Here is an 18,506-nt window from a genome sequence, read left to right on the forward strand (position 1 = left end):
CTCGTCCGAGTGAAGGCCATCCGTAGAATCACCGTCCGCGCTGTCCTCCCCGACGCCCTCTCCGCGCTCGAGGAGATCGCCGGCAACCTGCGCTGGTCCTGGCACGAGCCCACCAGGGAGCTGTTCGCCCGGATCGCGCCGGAGCTCTGGCAGGAGGTGGGGCACGATCCGATCGCTCTGCTCGCTTCGGTCGACCCGGCGAGACTGGCGGAGCTGGGGGAGGACCCGGGCTATGTCGACAGGGCGGAGCGCATCCGCGACGATCTGCGTGCCTACCTCCGCGACCCGCGCTGGTATCACTCGCTGGGGGAGTCGGCGCCGAAGACGATCGCCTATTTCTCGCCCGAGTTCGGCATCGCCGCTGCGCTGCCGCAGTACTCGGGCGGCCTCGGCATCCTCGCCGGAGACCACCTCAAGGCGGCCAGCGATCTCGGCGTGCCGCTTGTCGGCGGCGGGCTGTTCTATCGGTCGGGCTACTTCTCGCAGGCGATCACCGCGGACGGTTGGCAGCTGGAGCGCTATCCCGTGCTCGACCCCGATGGGCTGCCCCTGAGCGTGCTGCGGAACCCGGACGGCACGCCGGTGCAGATCACGCTGGCTCTTCCGGAGGGCGAGCTGCACGCCTGCGTGTGGCAGGCCGCGGTCGGGCGCGTGCGGCTGCTGCTCGACACCGACATCCCGGAGAACGTGGAGAATCTGCGTTCGGTCACCGACCGGCTCTACGGCGGCAGCGGCGAGCACCGGCTGTTACAGGAGCTGCTGCTCGGGATCGGCGGGGTGCGCGCAGTGAAAGCGTGGACGGAGCTGACCGGGGCGGCGGAGGCGGATGTGTTCCACACGAACGAGGGACACGCCGGCTTCCTCGGTCTCGAACGCATCTCGGACCTCGTCGGCGAGGGGTTGGGCTTCGAGGAGGCCCTGCAGGTCGTTCGCGCGGGGACCGTGTTCACCACGCACACGCCCGTTCCGGCGGGCATCGACCGGTTCGACCGGACGCTGGTGCAGCGCTTCTTCTCCGCCCCCCTCCTGCCCGGGCTCGACGCCCAGCGGATTCTCGCCCTCGGCGCCGAGGATTATCCGGGAGGCTCGCCCGATGTGTTCAACATGGCGGTGATGGGTCTGCGCCTCGGCCAGCACGCGAACGGGGTGTCGCGATTGCACGGCCAGGTCAGCCGCAAGATGTTCGCCGGCCTCTACCCGGGCTTCGACAGCCAGGAGGTTCCGATCGACTCGGTCACCAACGGCGTCCATGCCCCCACCTGGACGGACCCGATGCTCCGCGCGCTCGCCGTGGAGAAGCTCGGCACCGACGACACCACGCACGCCGACTGGGCGAATGCGGGCGCGTTGAGCGACGCCGACCTCTGGGGTGTCCGCGGCCGGATGCGCGGTCAGCTCGTGCAGGACGCCCGGCGCCGCCTGGCCGCCGCCTGGGAGGAGCAGAACCCGGGCGGCGCCGCACCGGCGTGGATGGCCTGCCTGCTCGACCCGGACGTCCTCACGATCGGCTTCGCCCGCCGCGTCCCGACCTACAAGCGCTTGACGCTCATGCTGCACGACCCCGAGCGGCTGAAGGGCATCCTGCTCCACGCCGAGCGGCCGGTGCAGTTCGTGATCGCCGGCAAGTCGCATCCCGCCGACGACGAAGGCAAGCGTCTCATCCAGAAGCTCGTGCAGTTCGCCTCCGAGCCCGAGATCCGCGCCCGCATGGTGTTCCTTCCGGACTACGACATCGGCATGGCGCAGCTGCTCTACCCCGGCACCGATGTGTGGCTGAACAATCCGTTGCGGCCGCTGGAGGCGTGCGGCACCTCGGGTATGAAAGCGGCCCTCAACGGCGCTCTCAACCTGTCCATCTGGACGGCTGGTGGAACGAGTTCTTCGACGGCGAGAACGGCTGGGCGATCCCGTCCGCGGACGCGGCCGGCGACGGCGCCGAGCGCGATGCGCTCGAGGCCGAGGCTCTGTACGACCTCATCGAGCACCAGATCGCACCGCGGTTCTACGATCGCGGCGCCGACGGAGTGCCGACTCGCTGGGTCGCGCAGATTCGTCACACTCTCGCCACGCTCTCGTCACCGCTGAGCGCGGAGCGCATGGTTTGAGAGTATGTCGAGCGGCTGTACATCCCGGCCGCGGCGAACGAGAAGCGTTTGAGCGAGGACGGCTTCCGGGATGCGCGGCTGCTCGCCGGGTGGAAGCAGCGGGTGCGCGCGGCCTGGCCGGGGGTGGATGTCGTCCACGTCGACGCCAGTGGACTGGACGCCGTGCCCCAGGTCGGGGACGAGCTTCACCTCCGCGCCCTCGTCTGCCTGGGCGGGCTCGCCCCGGACGATGTCGAGGTGCAGCTCGTCTCGGGTCGCAGCCACGACGGCGATGAGCTGACCGACGTCCGCTACCAGCGGCTGGAGCTCGACGACAGCATTCCCGGCGCCGATCCCTCGGCCGCCCGCGAGTTCGCGGGCACCGCCACGCTCACCTGGGCGGGATCGTTCGGCTACACCGTGCGGGTGGTGCCGGTGAACGGCCTGCTGCTGTCCCCGGCGGAGCTGGGACTGGTCGCGCTCGCGGAGTAGGGCGAGCGCTCGCGTCCCACTTCGGGAACAGCTCGTGCCCTCCGGGCGGGAAGGCGGTCGGGGGGCTCTTCCGCCGGCGCGCGCGGACCGCGTTCCACAGGCCGTGGACATCGCCCCAGAAGAGCGGGCTCATGACCGCGATGCGGAATGCGGAGCCGCTGGCCCAGAACTCGACGCGATACGCATCCTCCGTGACCGCCCAGAGCGAGAATCCGCCGTGCAGCATCCGGAGCTCGCTCGTCCAGGCATGGGCTTCGGCGACCGCTCGGGCCCGGTGGAGCGCGGCGGCCGAGGACGAGGCCGCAGCGAACTCCCGGCTGTCGGTGAGATAGTAGCTGTTCTCGACGTTCCCGCCCGGGAGAGCGCTGTGGGCGCCTCCCGCATAGTTGCTGATCGGGAACGGGGCGTCGCGGCCCCCCGCCCACACTCCGCTGGTGAAGGTCTGCTGGGCATCGCGGAGGAGCTGCTGGAGCCGCCCATAGCGGTCGGCGCACAGCGCGTACTGGACAGCGAGACCCCATCGGCGGACATCCGCGAGGGTGAGCCCTCCCGCGTCCGCGGCCTCGGACTGAGCCGTCATCCTGTCACTCCCCCAGAGCGCCGCCCCCGCGACGCGCGCAGAATATCGGTGCAAACATATCACGCTGGCGACCGGCGACGGCCGGATCGGGAGATCAGCGCTGTCTGACGGCGCCGGTTCTGCGTTCGGCGGCGGCGGTGCGTCCGCCTCTCAGGCCAGCGTCTCCACGCGCGGGCCGTTCGCGCGGTACAATTGCATCGAGGCGCCCTCGACGAGACGTTTCGCGCCCAGGGCGAACTCGGTCCCGTCCTCCTCGACGGGGACGTCTGTCGCGCTGTCCCAGAGCAGCCGGTACGAGGTCACACCCGGTACGACGGGAAGCGACACCTCCACCTCGTCCTCGACGCCGTGGACGACCAGGAGGATGCGGTTGAACTCCTCTGTGTCCGGGGTGGAGGCGGCGAGGTATTGCAGGGTGCGGTTCTCGGGCGAGTTCCAGTCGGAGTCGTCCATGAGGGCGCCGCCGGCGTCGTACCAGTCCATGTGGCTGGAGTTTGGCGTGGTCTCGCCGGACACCGCGAAGCGGCCGGGGCGCAGCGCCGGATTGGTGCGGCGGAGCTCGAGCAGACGCTTGGTGGCGCTGTGCATCTCGCGCTGTTCGCGGGTGCGCAGCCAGCTCAGCCAGGTGAGCCCGCTGTCGTGACAATAGGCGTTGTTGTTGCCGCGCTGGCTGCGTCCGAACTCGTCCCCGGCGGTGATCATCGGGACCCCGGCCGAGAGCAGCAGCGTTCCCATGAGGTTGCGGGCGGCCTTGCGCCGGTCCCGGAGGATGCGCTCGTCCGCCGTCGGACCCTCGACGCCGTGGTTGAATGAGCGGTTGCTGTCGGAGCCGTCCCGGTTGTCTTCCCCATTGCCGAGATTGTGCTTGACGTCGTAGGCGGTCAGATCGGCCATCGTGAAGCCGTCGTGCGCGGTCACGAAGTTGACCGAGGCGAGCGGCCCGCGTTCGGGCGAGAAGGTGTTGGAGGAGCCGGCCAGACGGGTCGCGAAACCGCCGATTCCGATCGGAGCCTGGCCGTTGCGACGGGCCTCGGCGATGTCGGCGAGCCAGAAACTGCGAACCCGGTCGCGATAGCGGTCGTTCCACTCCGACCAGCCGGCCCTCCCGGACGAAGCACCGGGAAAGTTGCCCGTCTGCCAGCCGCCCAGGCCGACATCCCACGGCTCGGCGATCAGTTTCGCATCCTGGAGGAGCGGATCGTCCAGGATCGCGCGCAGGAGCGGATGCTCGCGGTCGAACGCGCCATCGGGTCCGCGTCCGAGCGTCGTGGCGAGGTCGAAGCGGAAGCCGTCGATCTGCACCATGCCCGCCCGGTAGCGCAGCGAGTCCAGGATGAGCCGTTGCGGAGCTTTGCGGCCGAAGTCGACAGTGTTGCCGCATCCTGTGACGTCGATGTACGTGCCGCCGCCGTCCTGACGGTAGTAAGTCGCGTTGTCGATGCCGCGGAAGGAGGTGCGCGGCCCGCCCAGACCCTCCTCGGCGGTGTGGTTGTACACGACATCGAGAATGACCTCGATGCCCGCCTGGTGCAGCAGCTTCACCATTCCCTTGAACTCGGCGAGTACCGCGTCTGGACCTGCCGCCTGCGCCGGCCGGGAGGCGTAAGGAGCGTGCGGACTGAAGAAGTTCAGGGTGTTGTAGCCCCAGTAGTTCGTCAGGCCCTGCCGGAGGAGCCGCTGCTCGGAGACGAACGCCTGCACCGGCAGCAGTTCGACCGCGGTGATGCCGAGATCCTTCAGATAGCCGATGGTCGATTCGTGAGCCAGCCTGCATAGGTGCCGCGCAGCTCCTCCGGGACCTCCGGGTTCAGCCGGCTGAGGCCGCGCACATGCGCTTCGTAGACGACGGTGCGGTCCAGCGGCACGCCCGGTTTGCCGACCCCGCCCCAGTCGAAGCCGTCGTCGACCACGCTCGAGCGCCATTCGTCCGCACCCACCCGCACCAGACCGCGCGCGTAGGGGTCCAGCAGCAGCGTCTCCGGGTTGAAGACGTTCTGCGGCGAGGCGGGACCGGACACCCGGATGGCGTAGCGGCTGCCCGCCTGCAACGACCGGGAGCGCCCGGCCCAGACGTCGCCCGCCTCCTTCGTCATCGTCACGGTCTTGACAGCCAGTTCGGGTCCTTGGCGTCGAAGAGGCAGAGTTCCATCGCGTCGGCGTGCTCGGAGTAGACCCTCAGCTCGCCGCCCTGCGGTCCGATGCGGACGCCCAGCTCGCGGAGAGGATCGGCGGAGGTCATGCGTCCTACAGTAGTGAACAGCAGTCGGTTAGCTGAGTGACAGGAGGAATCGCGGTGCCGGTCTACCTCGATCACGCGGCCACCACGCCGCTGCGCCCCGAGGCCGCGGAGGCTCTGGTCGCGGCGCTCGGCGTCGTCGGGAACCCCGCCAGCATCCACAGCCAGGGCCAGCAGGCGCGCCGGATGCTGGAGGAGGCGCGCGAGACGGTCGCGGTGACGCTCGGCTGCGACCCGGTTGAGGTCATCTTCACCTCCGGCGGCACCGAAGCGATCAACCTCGCGGTCAAAGGGATGTACTGGTCGCGGAACACGGGCCGCAAACGACCGCGCATCCTCGTCCCGGGCGGCGAGCACCACGCGACCACGGACACGGTCGAGTGGCTGGAGCGGGCGGAGGGCGCGCGGCCCGAGTGGCTTCCGCTCGACGCGGCGGGCCGCATCCTTCCGCCGGAGCTCGAAGGCGGCGAGGACATCGCACTCCTCACTTTCCTCGCCGTCAACAACGAGGTCGGCACCGTGCAGCCCACCGCCGAACTCGTGGCGCGTGTCTGCGCGGCGGGGGTCCCGGCGCATGTTGACGCGGTCTCCGCCTACGGTCACCTTCCGATCGACTTCGCCGCGCTCGGCGCCGACGCCCTGAGCGTCTCCGCCCACAAGATCGGCGGGCCGGTGGGCATCGGCGCGCTCGTGCTCGCCAGGACAGCCGCGGTCGTGCCGCTCCTGCACGGTGGTGGACAGCAGCGCCAGGTGCGCAGCGGCACACAGGACGTAGCGGCTGCGGTCGCCTTCGCGGCGGCCGCACGGGCGGCCGAGGCCGAGCGGGAGGCGGAGTCGGCGCGGCTGACGGCTCTGACGGCTCGGCTCGTCGCGGGCGTGCGGGCGGCGGTCCCGTCGGCGCGGCTGAGCGGTCCGGAGCCCGTGTCGGGGGAGCGGGTCGCCGGGAACGCGCACTTCGTGTTCCCGGGCGCGCAGGGCGACTCCCTGCTGTTCCTCCTCGACCGGGCCGGGGTGTCGGTGTCGACGGGCTCCGCCTGCACAGCCGGCGTCCCGGAGCCCTCGCCCGTTCTGCTCGCGATGGGCCGGAGCGAGACCGACGCCCGGAGCGCCCTGCGGTTCACCCTCGGGCGAACCTCGACCGCCGAGGATGTGGACGCCCTGCTCGCGGTCCTCCCGGATGTCTGCGCCCGGGCCACCCGCACGGGCCTCGCCGAGCGGGCGACCCGGCTCGTCTGATACAAAGGCAGGATGAAACGGGATCTCATCACGGTTGATGTCAAAACAAACAGCTTGCGCGACGCTGAGACGGCCCTGCGGCACGCTCTCGGCGCCTACAAGAATCCGAGAGTGGTCGCCCTGACCGCGGTCGGGCCGAACTGGTGGCAGTGGTCCTCGCGCATGCAGCTTCTCGCCGCGATCGAGTTCGACGACTGATCGAGTTCGACGACTGATCGCGTGCGGCGCTCGCCCAGCGGCGGCGGCGTAGGATTCTTCGGGTGAGGGTTCTGGCAGCGATGAGCGGCGGCGTCGACTCGGCCGTGGCTGCGGCGCGCGCGGTCGAAGCGGGGCACGAGGTGGTCGGGGTGCATCTGGCGCTGAGTCGGCTTCCCGGAACCCTGCGCACAGGCAGCCGCGGTTGCTGCACGATCGAGGACTCTATGGACGCGCAGCGCGCGGCGAACGTCATCGGCATCCCTTACTATGTCTGGGATTTCTCCGAGCGCTTCGCACTCGATGTCGTGGACGACTTCATCGCCGAGTACTCCGCGGGCCGCACCCCCAACCCGTGCATGCGCTGCAATGAGAAAATCAAGTTCGCCGCGCTGCTCGAGAAGGCGCTCGACCTCGGTTTCGACGCCGTGTGTACGGGACACTACGCCAGCATCGTGACGGACGCCGACGGCAATCGCGAACTGCACCGGGCGAGCGCGTGGGCGAAGGATCAGTCGTATGTCCTCGGTGTGCTGACCGCTGACCAGCTCGCACACGCGATGTTCCCGCTCGGTGCCACCGCCTCCAAGGCGGAGGTTCGGGCCGAGGCCGCCGCGCGGGGGCTGACGGTGGCGGCGAAACCGGACTCGCACGACATCTGCTTCATCCCGGACGGAGACACCCGCGGCTGGCTGGCCGAACGGGTGGGCGCCGAGACCGGAGACATCCTGGACCGCAGCGGGGCCCGGCTCGGAACGCACGAGGGCGCGCACGCGTACACCATCGGCCAGCGCAAGGGCCTGAACATCGGCTTCCCCTCGCCGGACGGTCGGCCGCGCTTCGTGCTCGAAGTGCGCCCGAAGGACAACACCGTCGTCGTCGGCCCGAAAGAGGCGCTGGACATCGCGGAGATCGCCGGCGCGCGGTACACCTGGGCGGGGACGCCGCCCGCGTCCCCGGACACGCCGTTCGCGTGCGAGGTGCAGATCAGGGCGCACGCCGACCCGGTGCCCGCGGTGGCCCGGGTGGCTGGTGGTGAGCTCGTGATCCGTCCGGACGTCCCCCTCAACGGCGTCGCACCCGGGCAGACCGCCGTGGTGTACGTGGGGACCCGCGTCCTCGGCCAGACCACCATCGACCGCACCGTCTCCGCCGTGCCGGCCTGACGCTGTCCTCTCTTGACGCTGTTCTGTCCTGACCCCGTGCCGGCTTGACGCTGTTTTGTCCTGACGCTGTTCTGTTCTGACCCCGTTCTGTCGGCTCTGCCCGTCGACTCTGGGCCCTCTGCCCTGGCTGGCTCTGCTCCGACCCCTGTCTGTTTCCTCGCCCACTTCCCCGCAGCGAAGGGAGGAGAATCTCAGCCTTCTACCTCCAGGCTCCTCCCTTTCCTGCGACTCGCCGCGACCTGTGCTCGTCTCTTCTCCGTTTCCTGCGACTCCCCTGAGCTGTTCCCGTGCTTCTGCCGTCCCTGCCTCGGGGCGGAAATGGAGGACTTCTCGGCCGGAGCACCGGCGAGTCGCAGGAAACGGAGGAATCTCTGTGCGGGAGGCGTGGATTCTCCTCCCTTCGCTGCGGGGAGGTGGAGCGTGGGCGGGCAGCCCGGCCGGTGGGGCGGGCATCGGGGTCGGGGGTCGTTTATATGCTTGCTGAGTGGCGGAGACGACGGAAGACCAGGTGACGGCGGATGCTTGGGCGGAGGCTCAGGGGCTGACGACGCGGATACTGGAACTGCGGGACGCTTACTATGAGCGGGACACAGTGCTCGTCAGCGACGAGGAGTACGACCGGATGCTGCGGCGGCTCGAAGAGCTGGAGCGCCTGCATCCCGAACTGCAGAGCCACGACAGCCCGACGCAGACGGTCGGCGGGCGGGCGCAGACCACGCTGTTCGCACCGGTGGAGCACGCCGAGCGGATGCTGAGCCTCGACAACGTGTTCTCGTTCGAGGAGTTCGAGGCGTGGGCGGCGAAGATCGAGCGGGATGCCGGGCGGCGGGTGGACTATCTCTGCGAGCTCAAGATCGACGGTCTGGCGATCAATCTGCGCTACGAGAACGGCGTGCTCGTGACGGCTGCGACCCGCGGCGACGGCGTGGTCGGCGAGGATGTCACCGAGAACATCCGCCACATCCCGGCCATCCCGCAGCGGCTCTCCGGGGCGGGCCCGTTCCCGCCGGTCGTGGAGGTTCGCGGCGAAGTCTTCTTCCCGGTCGCGAAATTCGACGAACTGAACGCCAATCAGCAGGCGGCGGGCGAGCGGGTGTTCGCGAACGCTCGCAACGCGGCCAGCGGCTCGCTGCGGCAGAAGGCCGAGGGCAAGAACCCCGCGCAGCGGGCGCTCATGCGCGATCGGCTGGGCCGGCTGCACATGCTGGTACACGGTATCGGCGCGTGGCCGAACCCGCCGGCAGCCACTCAATCCGGGGTGTACGAGCTGCTGCGCTCCTGGGGCCTGCCCACCTCGACGCAGTACCGCGTGCTCGGGACGGTGCAGGAGGTCGACGACTTCATCGGGCGCTCCGGCGAGCGCCGGGACACCGTCGAGCACGAGATCGACGGCGTCGTCGTCAAGGTCGACGAACTCGCGCTCCACGACGAGCTGGGAGCGACGTCGCGGGCCCCGCGCTGGGCCATCGCGTACAAGTATCCGCCCGAGCAGGTCAACACCAAGCTCCTCGACATCGTCGTCAGCGTCGGCCGCACCGGGAGGGCGACGCCGTTCGCGATCATGGAGAAGGTCAAGGTCGCGGGTTCCGAGGTGCGCCAGGCGACCCTGCACAACCAGGATGTCGTGAAGGCCAAGGGAGTGCTGATCGGCGACACGGTGGTGCTGCGGAAGGCGGGCGATGTCATCCCCGAGGTGCTCGGCCCGGTGGTCGAGCTGCGTGACGGCACCGAGCGCGAGTTCGCGATGCCGCAGAGCTGTCCGGAGTGCGGCACGGAGCTGGCGCCGGCGAAGGAAGGCGACATCGACCTCCGCTGTCCGAACGCCCAGTTCTGCCCGGCGCAGGTCCGCGGGCGGGTGGAGCACATCGGTTCGCGCGGCGGGCTCGACATCGAGGCGCTGGGGGAGGTCGCGGCGGCCGCCCTGACCCAGCCGCGCTTCCCCGAGAGAGCGCCGCTGCCGACCGAGGCGGGACTGTTCGGGCTCCGATTGGAGGACCTGTTCCCGATCGAAGTCGTGGTGCGGGATTCGGAGACCGGGCTGCCGAAACTGACCGAGACGGGCGCCGAAAAGGTAGACACCCCGTTCCGCCGCCGGCGGCAGAAGAAGGACGGAGCGTTCGACCCCGAGGCGGAGGCGTTCGACGGCGACGAGACCTCGGTCCCGTCCAAGAACGCGATCGAGCTGCTGGCCAACCTGCGGATGGCGCGCACCAAGCCGCTGTGGCGCATCCTGGTTTCCCTCAACATCCGTCACGTCGGCCCGGTCGCGGCTCGCGCTCTGGCGGACCATTTCGGATCGCTCGACGCGATCCGTGCCGCATCGCGCGACGACCTGGCGGCGGTGGACGGTGTCGGCGGCATCATCGCGGACGCTGTGCTGGCCTGGTTCGAGATCGCCTGGCACCGCGAGATCGTCGAGAACTGGGCTCGCGACGGTGTGCAGTTCGCGACACCGGACCACCCCGGCCCCGGGCGGGCGGACACGGCGGGCGGAGTGCTCTCCGGTCTCACGGTCGTGGCGACGGGATCGCTGGAGGGGTACACGCGCGAGGCCGCGCAGGAGGCGATCGTCGCGGCCGGGGGGAAAGCCGCATCCAGCGTGTCGAAGAAGACCGATTTCGTCGCGGCGGGTCCCGGGGCGGGCTCCAAACTCGCCAAGGCGGAAGAACTGGGGGTGCGCGTTCTGGACGCCGCGCAGTTCGCGATTCTGGTGGAACAGGGCCCGAGCGCTCTCCCGGAGGTCGCAGGCTAGCCCCTTGTTTTGTGGATAGGAAGCGATTTCTCCCCGAGAAAAGGGGGTAGAACTTCCAGCCGGTCCTCAGCGGCTCCCTGGTAGAATCGAGGTGCGCGCTCGCCATTGCGCGTCTATGGGCTTGGCTCGCTCGTGGAGGGGGATTCGGAAAGAATGCTGGTCGGCTTCGCAGCGTTCTCCTTCGTCGCCTCGGTTGTCTCAGGACCCACCGGGGCCGTCGGCGTTGCCTCAGGACTCCCGGCCCAGCTCACCGCAGGCCCGAGCGCCAGCCTCGTCGCGTCCGGCCTGTCGCCGGTCGGCGACCCCGCGAACTCGGGTTCCGTCCCCGGGGTGGTCCCAGCCGCCGTTCGCCCGTCGCTGCTGTCGAGCATCCAGACCGTCGATCCCGCGGCGCTTCCCGGCTTCCTGAGCGCTCACGCGGTGGAGGTCGACCAGATTCTCGCCCGTCCACCGGCCGCCGCCGATGTCGCCCAGCTCTGGAGGTTCCTCGACCCGGCCCGGCAATCGGCGCTGCTCCAGAGCGGTCCGCACCTGGTCGGCAATCTGGAGGGCATCCCCTACTCCGTCCGCGGGAAGGCGAACACGCTGGACCTGGGCCGCACGATCGCCTCGGCCGAGCGGCGGTTGCGCACCGAGCGAGGCAAATCCGAACGGATCGTCCTCCAACGCCGGCTGGACACGCTGGGCAATGTGAAAGCTGCGCTCGTCAGGAAAGACGGTGTCAAGCGCACCCTCGTCGCCCTGGACCCTGCCGGGGACGCCCGGGCGGTGATCGTGGTCGGCGATCTCAGCACGGCGTCGTATGTCAGCGTCCTCGTGCCGGGCATGTACATGTCGGTCGGCGAGCAGATCGGGTCGTGGACGACGGTCGCGCAGGAACTCCACGACCGTCAGAGCGCGTACCTGAAGAGTCTTTCCGGCGGCCACGGCGCTCCGGGCGTCGCGGTCGTCGCCTGGATCGGCTACCAGACCCCGGTCCTGATGAACATCGGCAGCCTGAAGCTCGCAGAACAGGGCGCGGACAGCCTGGGGCGGACGCTCGAGGGCATCCGCAGCCTCCGCGCGGGCGATCAGCCCTACCTCTGCGTGTTCGCGCACTCGTACGGCTCGACGGCCGCGCTGCTCGCTCTCGAGCGCCACACGGTGACGGTGGATGCGCTCGCCCTGATGGGTTCGCCGGGTTCCGACGCGCAGTCGGTCGAGGACCTCTCCGTCGCGAACGGCAACGTCTACGTCGGCGAGGCGCCGATGGACCCGATCGTGGACAGCGCGTTCTTCGGTTCCGACCCGGGATCGCCCTTCTACGGCGCGCAGTCGATGGGGGTGGAGGGGGCGCTCGACCCGATCACGCACGAGACGCTCGCCGGCTCGAGCGGACACAACGAGTACTTCATGCCCGGCACGGAGTCCATGCGCAACCTGGCGATGATCGGGATCGACAAGGGCGGGCTGGTCATCCCGGCGAGCGGCTCCCTCTCCTCGACGCAAGCCGTCCGGAACCGCTGAACCGGTTTGGGGCGCGGACCCGCTCGCGCTCGGCGCCGTCGCCTCATCGCCCGCGACCGGGCCGCGCCGGTGTCAGAGGGCGTGCCACGCGGTCAGCCGGCGGGGGACGCGGCTTGTCCGGGTGACCTTAGAATTGACGGTGTCCACCCAGAGAAGCTCACGGAGACGCATGTCTGAAATCAGCGCAGAACAGGTCGCGCACTTGGCGAACCTGGCCCGGATCGACCTCAGCCCGGAAGAGATCGCCTCGCTCACCAGCGAACTCGGTCAGATCGTCGAGGCGGTCGCCAAGGTGCAGGAGGTCGCCGGCCCCGAGGTCCCGGCCACTAGCCACCCGCTGCCGCTCGCCAATGTGTTCCGTGCCGACGAGGTGCGTCCGTCGCTGAGCGTCGACCAAGCGCTGTCCGGCGCCCCCGCGCGTGAGGGCGACCGTTTCAAGGTCGCCAGCATTCTGGACGAAGACCGAGACGGGGAGACACGACCATGACGGATCTGACCCGGCTCTCTGCCGCCGCCCTCGCCGATCTACTCGCCGAGGGCGAGGTCTCCTCGGTGGAGGCCACCCGTGCCCACCTGGACCGCATCGAGGCGGTGGACGCGGATGTCCATGCGTTCCTCCACGTCGCCGGTGAGAAGGCGCTCCGCACCGCCGCCGAGATCGACGGCCGCCGTGCCTCCGGCGACGCGCTCGGCCCGCTCGCCGGCGTTCCGGTCGCGATCAAGGATGTGCTCGCGACGAACGATATGCCCTCCACCTCCGGGTCGAGGATTCTCCAGGGCTGGCTGCCGCCCTACGATGCGACCGTGGTGCGGAAGCTGCGCGAGGCCGGCCTGGTGCCGCTCGGCAAGACCAACATGGACGAGTTCGCGATGGGCTTCTCCACCGAGCACTCCGCGTACGGCCCCACCCGCAACCCGTGGGATCTGGAGCGCATTCCCGGCGGGTCCGGCGGTGGCTCGGCCGCGGCCGTCTCGGCGTTCGAGGCTCCGCTCGCGCTCGGGTCCGACACGGGCGGCTCCATCCGTCAGCCCGCGGCGGTGACCGGCTCGGTCGGCGTGAAGCCGACCTATGGCGGGGTGAGCCGTTACGGCGCGATCGCGCTGGCGAGCTCGCTCGACCAGGTGGGCCCGGTCTCCCGCACGGTGTTCGACGCCGGCCTGCTGCACGACGTCATCGCCGGGCACGACCCGCTCGATGCCACCTCGCTCACCGAGGTGTGGCCCTCAATGGCCGACGCCGCGCGCGCGGGCCAGCGCGAGGGCGCGCTGCGCGGTGCGCGCGTCGGCGTCGTCCGCGAGCTGAACGGCGAGGGCTTCCAGCCCGGCGTCAAGCAGCGTTTCGAGGAGGCCCTGGCGCTTCTGGAGGGCGCGGGCGCCGAGATCGTGGAGGTCTCCGCACCGAGCTTCGAGTACGCTGTCGCCGCCTACTACCTGATCCTGCCCGCCGAGGCCTCCAGCAACCTGGCCCGCTTCGACTCGGTGCGGTTCGGCCTGCGGATCGACCCGGCTGACGGTCCGGTCACGGTGGAGCGCGTGATGGCAGCCACCCGCGACGCGGGCTTCGGCCCCGAGGTCAAGCGCCGCATCATCCTGGGAACCTACGCCCTCAGCGCCGGGTACTACGACGCGTACTACGGCAGCGCTCAGAAGGTGCGCACGCTCATCCAGCGCGATTTCTCCGCCGCGTTCGAGCGGGTGGATGTGCTGGTCAGCCCGAGCGCGCCGACCACCGCCTTCCGGTTCGGCGAGAAGCTGCACGACCCGATGGCGATGTACCTCAACGACATCACCACCATCCCGGCCAACCTCGCCGGAGTCCCCGGCATGGGCTTGCCGATCGGCCTGGCCTCGGAGGACGGCCTGCCCGTCGGCCTGCAAGTGATGGCCCCGGCCCGCGCCGATGCCCGCCTCTATACGATCGGCGCCGCTCTGGAGCGGCTGCTGGAGGAGAAGTGGGGCGGCCCGCTGCTGGCCCAGGCGCCGGACCTGAGCGCCACCGAGATGTTCGCGAGCGAAGAGGGAGCCGTCTGATGGCGAAGGTCGAGCTGATGGAGTACGAGCGGGCGCTGGAGCTGTTCGAGCCGGTCCTCGGCTTCGAGGTGCATGTCGAGCTGAACACCAACACCAAGATGTTCTGCGGCTGTGCGAACGAGTTCGGCTCCGGTGCCAACACCAACACCTGCCCCACCTGCCTCGGGCTGCCGGGCGGGCTCCCGCAGGTGAACGAGAAAGCCATCGAGTCGAGCATCCGCCTCGGTCTCGCGCTCGGCTGCGAGATCGCGGAGTCGAGCCGGTTCGCCCGCAAGAACTATTTCTACCCGGACCTGGCGAAGAACTTCCAGACCTCGCAGTACGACGAGCCGATCGCGCACGACGGCCGGGTGACCATCGAGCTGGAGAACGGCCGCGGGCTGACGATCGAGATCGAGCGGGCGCACATGGAGGAGGATGCGGGCAAGCTCACCCACATCGGCGGCTCGACCGGCCGCATCCAGGGCGCCGACCACTCCCTGGTGGACTTCAACCGCGGCGGTGTTCCGCTGGTCGAGATCGTCACCACGATGATCGAGGGCGCGGAGGCCGACGCTCCGGAGGTGGGCCGCACCTACGTGCGTGCCATCCGGGACATCGTGAAGGGGCTCGGCGTCTCGAACGCTCGCATGGAAGAGGGCAACGTGCGCTGCGACGCGAACGTCTCCCTCCGCCGTCGCGGCTCGTCCGAGCTGGGCACGCGCACCGAGATCAAGAACGTCAACTCGCTGCGCTCCATCGAGCGGGCGGTCCGCTACGAGATCCAGCGTCAGGCCGCCATCCTGGAGGCCGGAGGCACGATCGTGCAGGAGACGCGGCACTGGCACGAGGACACCGGCAGCACCTCCGCCGGCCGTCCGAAGTCCGACGCCGACGACTACCGGTACTTCCCGGAGCCCGATCTCGTGCCGGTCGCACCGAGCCGCGAGTGGGTCGAGGAACTGCGTGGAACGCTCCCTGAGCAGCCGGCGACCCGGCGCAAGCGGCTCACCGCTGAGTGGGGCTTCACCGCGCTGGAGTTCCAGGATGTGGCCAACGCCGATCTGCTCGACGAGGTGGAGGCGACCGTCGCCGCCGGCGCCCAGCCGGCCGCCGCGCGCAAGTGGTGGACTGGTGAGATCGCCCGTGTCGCGAACGCGGAGGGCGTCCCCGCTGCCACGCTGGTGCAGCCCGCGCACGTCGCCGAGCTCGCCGCGCTGGTCGAGGAAGGCGCTCTGACCGATCGGCTCGCCCGTCAGGTGCTCGAGGGCGTCATCGCGGGCGAGGGCCGTCCGCAGGAGGTCGTGGAGGCTCGCGGTCTCGCGGTCGTCTCCGACGACGGCGCGCTCATCGCCGCGATCGACGAGGCCCTCGCCGCCCAGCCCGATGTGCTCGAGAGGATCCGCGACGGCAGGGTGCAGGCCGCCGGCGCCGTCATCGGCGCGGTCATGAAGGCGATGAGAGGGAAGGCCGATGCGGCCCGCGTGCGCGAGCTGGTGCTGGAACGGGCCTCGCAGTAGCGGAGCGGGGCGCTCCGACGGTCTCTCCGTCGGAATGCAGAGCGCGAGAGCGCATCAGCGCTCGTTCTGTCGGTTCAGCAGTTCCTCGCGCACTTTGCGCCGGATCACCTTCCCGACTATGCTGCGCGGCAGCTCGTCCACCGCGACGATGCGGCGGGGAACCTTGTAGGGTGTCAGGCTGTCGCGGGCGAAAGCCCGGATCGCCTCTTCGTCGAAGGATGCGCCCGCTTCCATGACGACGACGGCCACGACATCCTCGCCCCTGTGGCGATGCGGGAGGCCGACAACAGCCACATCCGCGATGCCCTCGAAGCCGTGGAGGGAGTCTTCGACCTCGGTGGGGGCAATGTTGAAGCCACTGGAGATGATGAGTTCCCTGATCCGGTCCACGATGCTCACGAAGCCGTCCTCGTCCATGGTGACGAGGTCACCGGTGCGGAACCAGCCGCCTTCGGCGAAGACGGCGGCGGTCTCCTCGGGCTGACGCCAGTAGCCCGAGAACACCTGCGGACCACGGGCGAGGAGTTCGCCCTCCTCCCCGAACGGCCGGTCGGCGGAGAGATCGTCGGGGTCGGCCACACGGAGCTCCGTGCCGGGAAGGGCGAGACCGACGGCGCCCGCTTTGCGCGTCGCTCCGACGGGATTAGCCAGGAGGACGGGGGAGCACTCGGAGAGGCCGTATCCCTCCACCAGATAGCCGCCGGTCTTCGACTCCCACAGCTCCACGATGGTCTGCGGGAGGCTCATAGCGCCGGAGATGGCGATGCGGATTCCGGAGAGTGAGGCTTTGCGTTTCTCGGCGGCCTGCACGAGGCGCTCGTAGATGGGCGGGACGGCCGGGAGAAAGGTGGCGGGATGCTTCTTCACGACATCCAGCACCAGCTCCGGATCGAACGCCGGGAAGAGCACCAGGCGCGAACCCATGCTCATCGCGAAGGTCAGGCACAGGGTGAGCCCGTAGGCGTGGAACAACGGCAGCACGGCGAACACGACAGACGTGCCGCGCTCGATGGCCGGCACCCAGGCGCGCGCCTGCGCCGCGTTCGCACCGAGGTTCAGATGGGTCAGCATGGCGCCCTTCGGCCGCCCCGTCGTGCCGCTCGTGTACTGGATGAGCGCCAGGTCGTCGCGCTCCGGCCGGGGATACGTCGCTTTCAGGCGGCGCGAGGAGGTCAGCGTCTCCCAGAGGACCGTCCCGCTCGTCTTCCCTGTCAGCCGGGCGCGCGCCTTCCGTGCCGCCGGCAGCGGGAGCCGCAGCGCGAAACGCTTGGACGCGGGCATGGCGCGGGTCATGTCGACGGAGACGATGGTGTCGACATGGAGGTCCGCCGGGAACTCCTGAACCGTCTTGGCGACTTTGTCCCAGACGATGGCGACGTTCGCCCCGTGATCCTCGAATTGATGGCGCAGCTCGCGCGCCGTGTACAGCGGGTTGTGCTCGACCACCACCGCTCCGAGCCGCAGGACCGCGTAGAAGGCGACGACGTGCTGCGGACAGTTCGGCAGCACCAGCGCCACCCGGTCGCCCTTGCGCACGCCCCGCGCGCGCAACCCCTCCGCGGCGCGGGCGATCTGGCCGCCGAGCTCCGCGTAGGTGGTCGTCGCGCCGAAGAACTCGAGTGCGACATGTTTGCCGTATCTCGCCACCGACTCGTCGATCAGGTGGGAGAGGGAGCCGGTGGGCAGTTCGATGTCGGCGGGCACATCCGGCGCGTAGCCGGCGATCCACGGGCGATCGCTGTAGATAGTCACAGTCGACAGCCTAATGAAGGACGCCCTGGCGGCCCGTTCAGCTCCGGTGCGCCGACGGTGGGATGCTTGAGTGATGTGGAAGCGTAAGCCCGGCCGGCCTCGCGACGAGGCACGCACCGATCCCCGTTCCTCCCTGCCCGGTCTCGGCGTCGGCGTTCAGGTGTACGTGCGCGAGCAGGCGCCGCCCGCGGCCGCCGACTGGGTGGGCGAGCCGACCGGTGTGATCGTCGCTCCCGGCGATCGCAGCGTGCGGAACGTTTACGGACCGGTCGACGGGCTGACGACCTGGCTGGTCGCGTTCAGCGAGCCGCAGTGGCGTCGCGACGGACGCGGCCCGTACGAGAACGCGATCATTCCCTCCGGGCTGCTCGTGCCCGCTGAGCCGGCGGAGTAGGCATGCTCGGCGTCGGTCTGGTCCGCGGCATCAATGTCGGCGGCTCCGCCCGGGTGTCCAAAGCGGATCTCGCCGCTGCGTTCGAGGCGGCTGGTTTCGCGGAGGTGGTGGCGTTCCTCCAGAGCGGCAATGCCGTGTTCGCGGCCCCCGTGCCGCCGACGGCCCGCCAAGCCGCGGCGGTCACCGCGGCCCTGCGTGCGAGCGCCGGAGTGGAGGCCGGGGTCGTGCTTCTCACCGAGAAGCGGTTCCGGTCTTTCGCGGCCGGCAATCCGCTGCTCCCGCTCGGATACGACGAATCGAAGCTCATGGTGACCTTCCTCGACCACGACCTCCCGGCCGGTCTGGAGCTTCCGGCCGACGACGAGATCGCGCCCGAGGCGGTGCGGCTCGGCGATCGGACCGTCTACCAGTGGTGTCCGCTCGGGGTGTCAAAGTCGTTCCTCCCGGCGGCGTTCTGGCGTGCGGTCGGTCCGGTCGCCACCGCGCGCAATCAGCGGACGGTGGGCCGCATCCTGAACGAACTCGATCGCCGCGGCTGAAGGTTCCCCGGCCACTTTCTCCGGACGTCGGCGCAAACATAACA

General features: G+C 69.9%; 12 protein-coding genes and 2 pseudogenes. 11 read left to right on the plus strand and 3 right to left on the minus strand.

From position 1 onward, the window contains the following. Positions 1-9: 9 nt before the first annotated feature. Positions 10-2,576: pseudogene (gene glgP / locus O159_RS04750) on the plus strand (alpha-glucan family phosphorylase). Here the strand turns inward: glgP and O159_RS14445 are convergent. Together O159_RS14445 and glgX are read right to left on the minus strand one after the other, a co-directional pair. Next, positions 2,476-3,156 (minus strand): hypothetical protein, encoded by a 681-nt coding sequence (locus O159_RS14445; protein ID WP_144267562.1) that lies wholly within the window; start codon positions 3,154-3,156, stop codon positions 2,476-2,478. The pseudogene glgP and the gene O159_RS14445 sit on opposite strands and share 101 nt — an antisense overlap. 150 nt (positions 3,157-3,306) lie before the next feature. Then, positions 3,307-5,395 (minus strand): annotated as a pseudogene (gene glgX, locus O159_RS04760) (glycogen debranching protein GlgX). A 54-nt stretch (positions 5,396-5,449) separates the two neighbouring features. On the opposite strand from glgX, the gene O159_RS04765 reads away from it, so the two are divergent. The 8 genes from O159_RS04765 to gatB all read left to right on the plus strand — a co-directional run bounded on the left by O159_RS04765 (position 5,450) and on the right by gatB (position 15,777). Then, positions 5,450-6,628 carry a cysteine desulfurase family protein gene (locus tag O159_RS04765; RefSeq protein WP_021754613.1) on the plus strand — a complete coding sequence of 393 codons (1,179 nt, stop codon included), beginning with the start codon at positions 5,450-5,452 and terminating at the stop codon, positions 6,626-6,628. 12 nt (positions 6,629-6,640) lie between these two features. Next, positions 6,641-6,826, plus strand: coding sequence for a hypothetical protein (locus O159_RS04770; RefSeq protein ID WP_021754614.1), 186 nt, complete (start codon positions 6,641-6,643; stop codon positions 6,824-6,826). A 62-nt stretch (positions 6,827-6,888) separates the two neighbouring features. Beyond that, the gene (gene mnmA, locus O159_RS04775; protein ID WP_201766234.1) at positions 6,889-7,989 is read left to right on the plus strand and encodes a tRNA 2-thiouridine(34) synthase MnmA; all 1,101 of its coding nucleotides are present in this window, start codon (positions 6,889-6,891) and stop codon (positions 7,987-7,989) included. Positions 7,990-8,473: 484 nt separating this feature from the next. Beyond that, entirely contained in the window at positions 8,474-10,741 is a 2,268-nt protein-coding gene (gene ligA / locus O159_RS04780; RefSeq protein ID WP_021754616.1) for an NAD-dependent DNA ligase LigA, read from the plus strand. A 153-nt stretch (positions 10,742-10,894) separates the two neighbouring features. Beyond that, entirely contained in the window at positions 10,895-12,247 is a 1,353-nt protein-coding gene (locus O159_RS04785) for an alpha/beta hydrolase (RefSeq protein ID WP_021754617.1), read from the plus strand. 169 nt (positions 12,248-12,416) lie between these two features. Further along, complete coding sequence (gene gatC / locus O159_RS04790) at positions 12,417-12,734, plus strand: Asp-tRNA(Asn)/Glu-tRNA(Gln) amidotransferase subunit GatC (RefSeq protein WP_021754618.1); 318 nt, start codon at positions 12,417-12,419, stop codon at positions 12,732-12,734. After that, positions 12,731-14,278, plus strand: a complete 1,548-nt coding sequence (gene gatA, locus O159_RS04795; protein WP_021754619.1) for an Asp-tRNA(Asn)/Glu-tRNA(Gln) amidotransferase subunit GatA — start codon at positions 12,731-12,733, stop codon at positions 14,276-14,278. The genes gatC and gatA overlap by 4 nt, the downstream gene beginning before the upstream one ends. Beyond that, positions 14,278-15,777 (plus strand): Asp-tRNA(Asn)/Glu-tRNA(Gln) amidotransferase subunit GatB, encoded by a 1,500-nt coding sequence (gene gatB, locus O159_RS04800; protein ID WP_021754620.1) that lies wholly within the window; start codon positions 14,278-14,280, stop codon positions 15,775-15,777. Before gatA ends, gatB begins: the two co-directional genes overlap by 1 nt. A 54-nt stretch (positions 15,778-15,831) precedes the next feature. On the opposite strand, the gene O159_RS04805 is transcribed toward gatB, so the two are convergent. Further along, positions 15,832-17,529 (minus strand): long-chain-fatty-acid--CoA ligase, encoded by a 1,698-nt coding sequence (locus tag O159_RS04805; protein ID WP_021754621.1) that lies wholly within the window; start codon positions 17,527-17,529, stop codon positions 15,832-15,834. Between the two features lie 73 nt (positions 17,530-17,602). Here O159_RS04805 and O159_RS04810 point away from each other — a divergent pair, with 73 nt between their 5' ends. Further along, entirely contained in the window at positions 17,603-17,923 is a 321-nt protein-coding gene (locus O159_RS04810) for a hypothetical protein (RefSeq protein WP_021754622.1), read from the plus strand. A gap of 2 nt (positions 17,924-17,925) precedes the next feature. After that, positions 17,926-18,462, plus strand: coding sequence for a DUF1697 domain-containing protein (locus tag O159_RS04815; RefSeq protein WP_021754623.1), 537 nt, complete (start codon positions 17,926-17,928; stop codon positions 18,460-18,462). The last annotated feature ends 44 nt before the right edge of the window (positions 18,463-18,506 follow it).

This window comes from Leifsonia xyli subsp. cynodontis DSM 46306 (assembly GCF_000470775.1).
In the GTDB taxonomy this organism is placed as follows: Bacteria; Actinomycetota; Actinomycetes; order Actinomycetales; family Microbacteriaceae; genus Leifsonia; species Leifsonia cynodontis.

Bases quoted from the DNA above. Each gene is read 5' to 3' on its own strand.
- gatC (WP_021754618.1), top strand. From the start codon at position 12,417: ATGTCTGAAATCAGCGCAGAACAGGTCGCGCACTTGGCGAACCTGGCC.
- gatB (WP_021754620.1), top strand. From the start codon at position 14,278: ATGGCGAAGGTCGAGCTGATGGAGTACGAGCGGGCGCTGGAGCTGTTC.
- O159_RS14445 (WP_144267562.1), bottom strand. From the start codon at position 3,156: ATGACGGCTCAGTCCGAGGCCGCGGACGCGGGAGGGCTCACCCTCGCG.
- gatA (WP_021754619.1), top strand. From the start codon at position 12,731: ATGACGGATCTGACCCGGCTCTCTGCCGCCGCCCTCGCCGATCTACTC.
- O159_RS04810 (WP_021754622.1), top strand. From the start codon at position 17,603: ATGTGGAAGCGTAAGCCCGGCCGGCCTCGCGACGAGGCACGCACCGAT.
- O159_RS04770 (WP_021754614.1), top strand. From the start codon at position 6,641: ATGAAACGGGATCTCATCACGGTTGATGTCAAAACAAACAGCTTGCGC.
- O159_RS04785 (WP_021754617.1), top strand. From the start codon at position 10,895: ATGCTGGTCGGCTTCGCAGCGTTCTCCTTCGTCGCCTCGGTTGTCTCA.
- O159_RS04815 (WP_021754623.1), top strand. From the start codon at position 17,926: ATGCTCGGCGTCGGTCTGGTCCGCGGCATCAATGTCGGCGGCTCCGCC.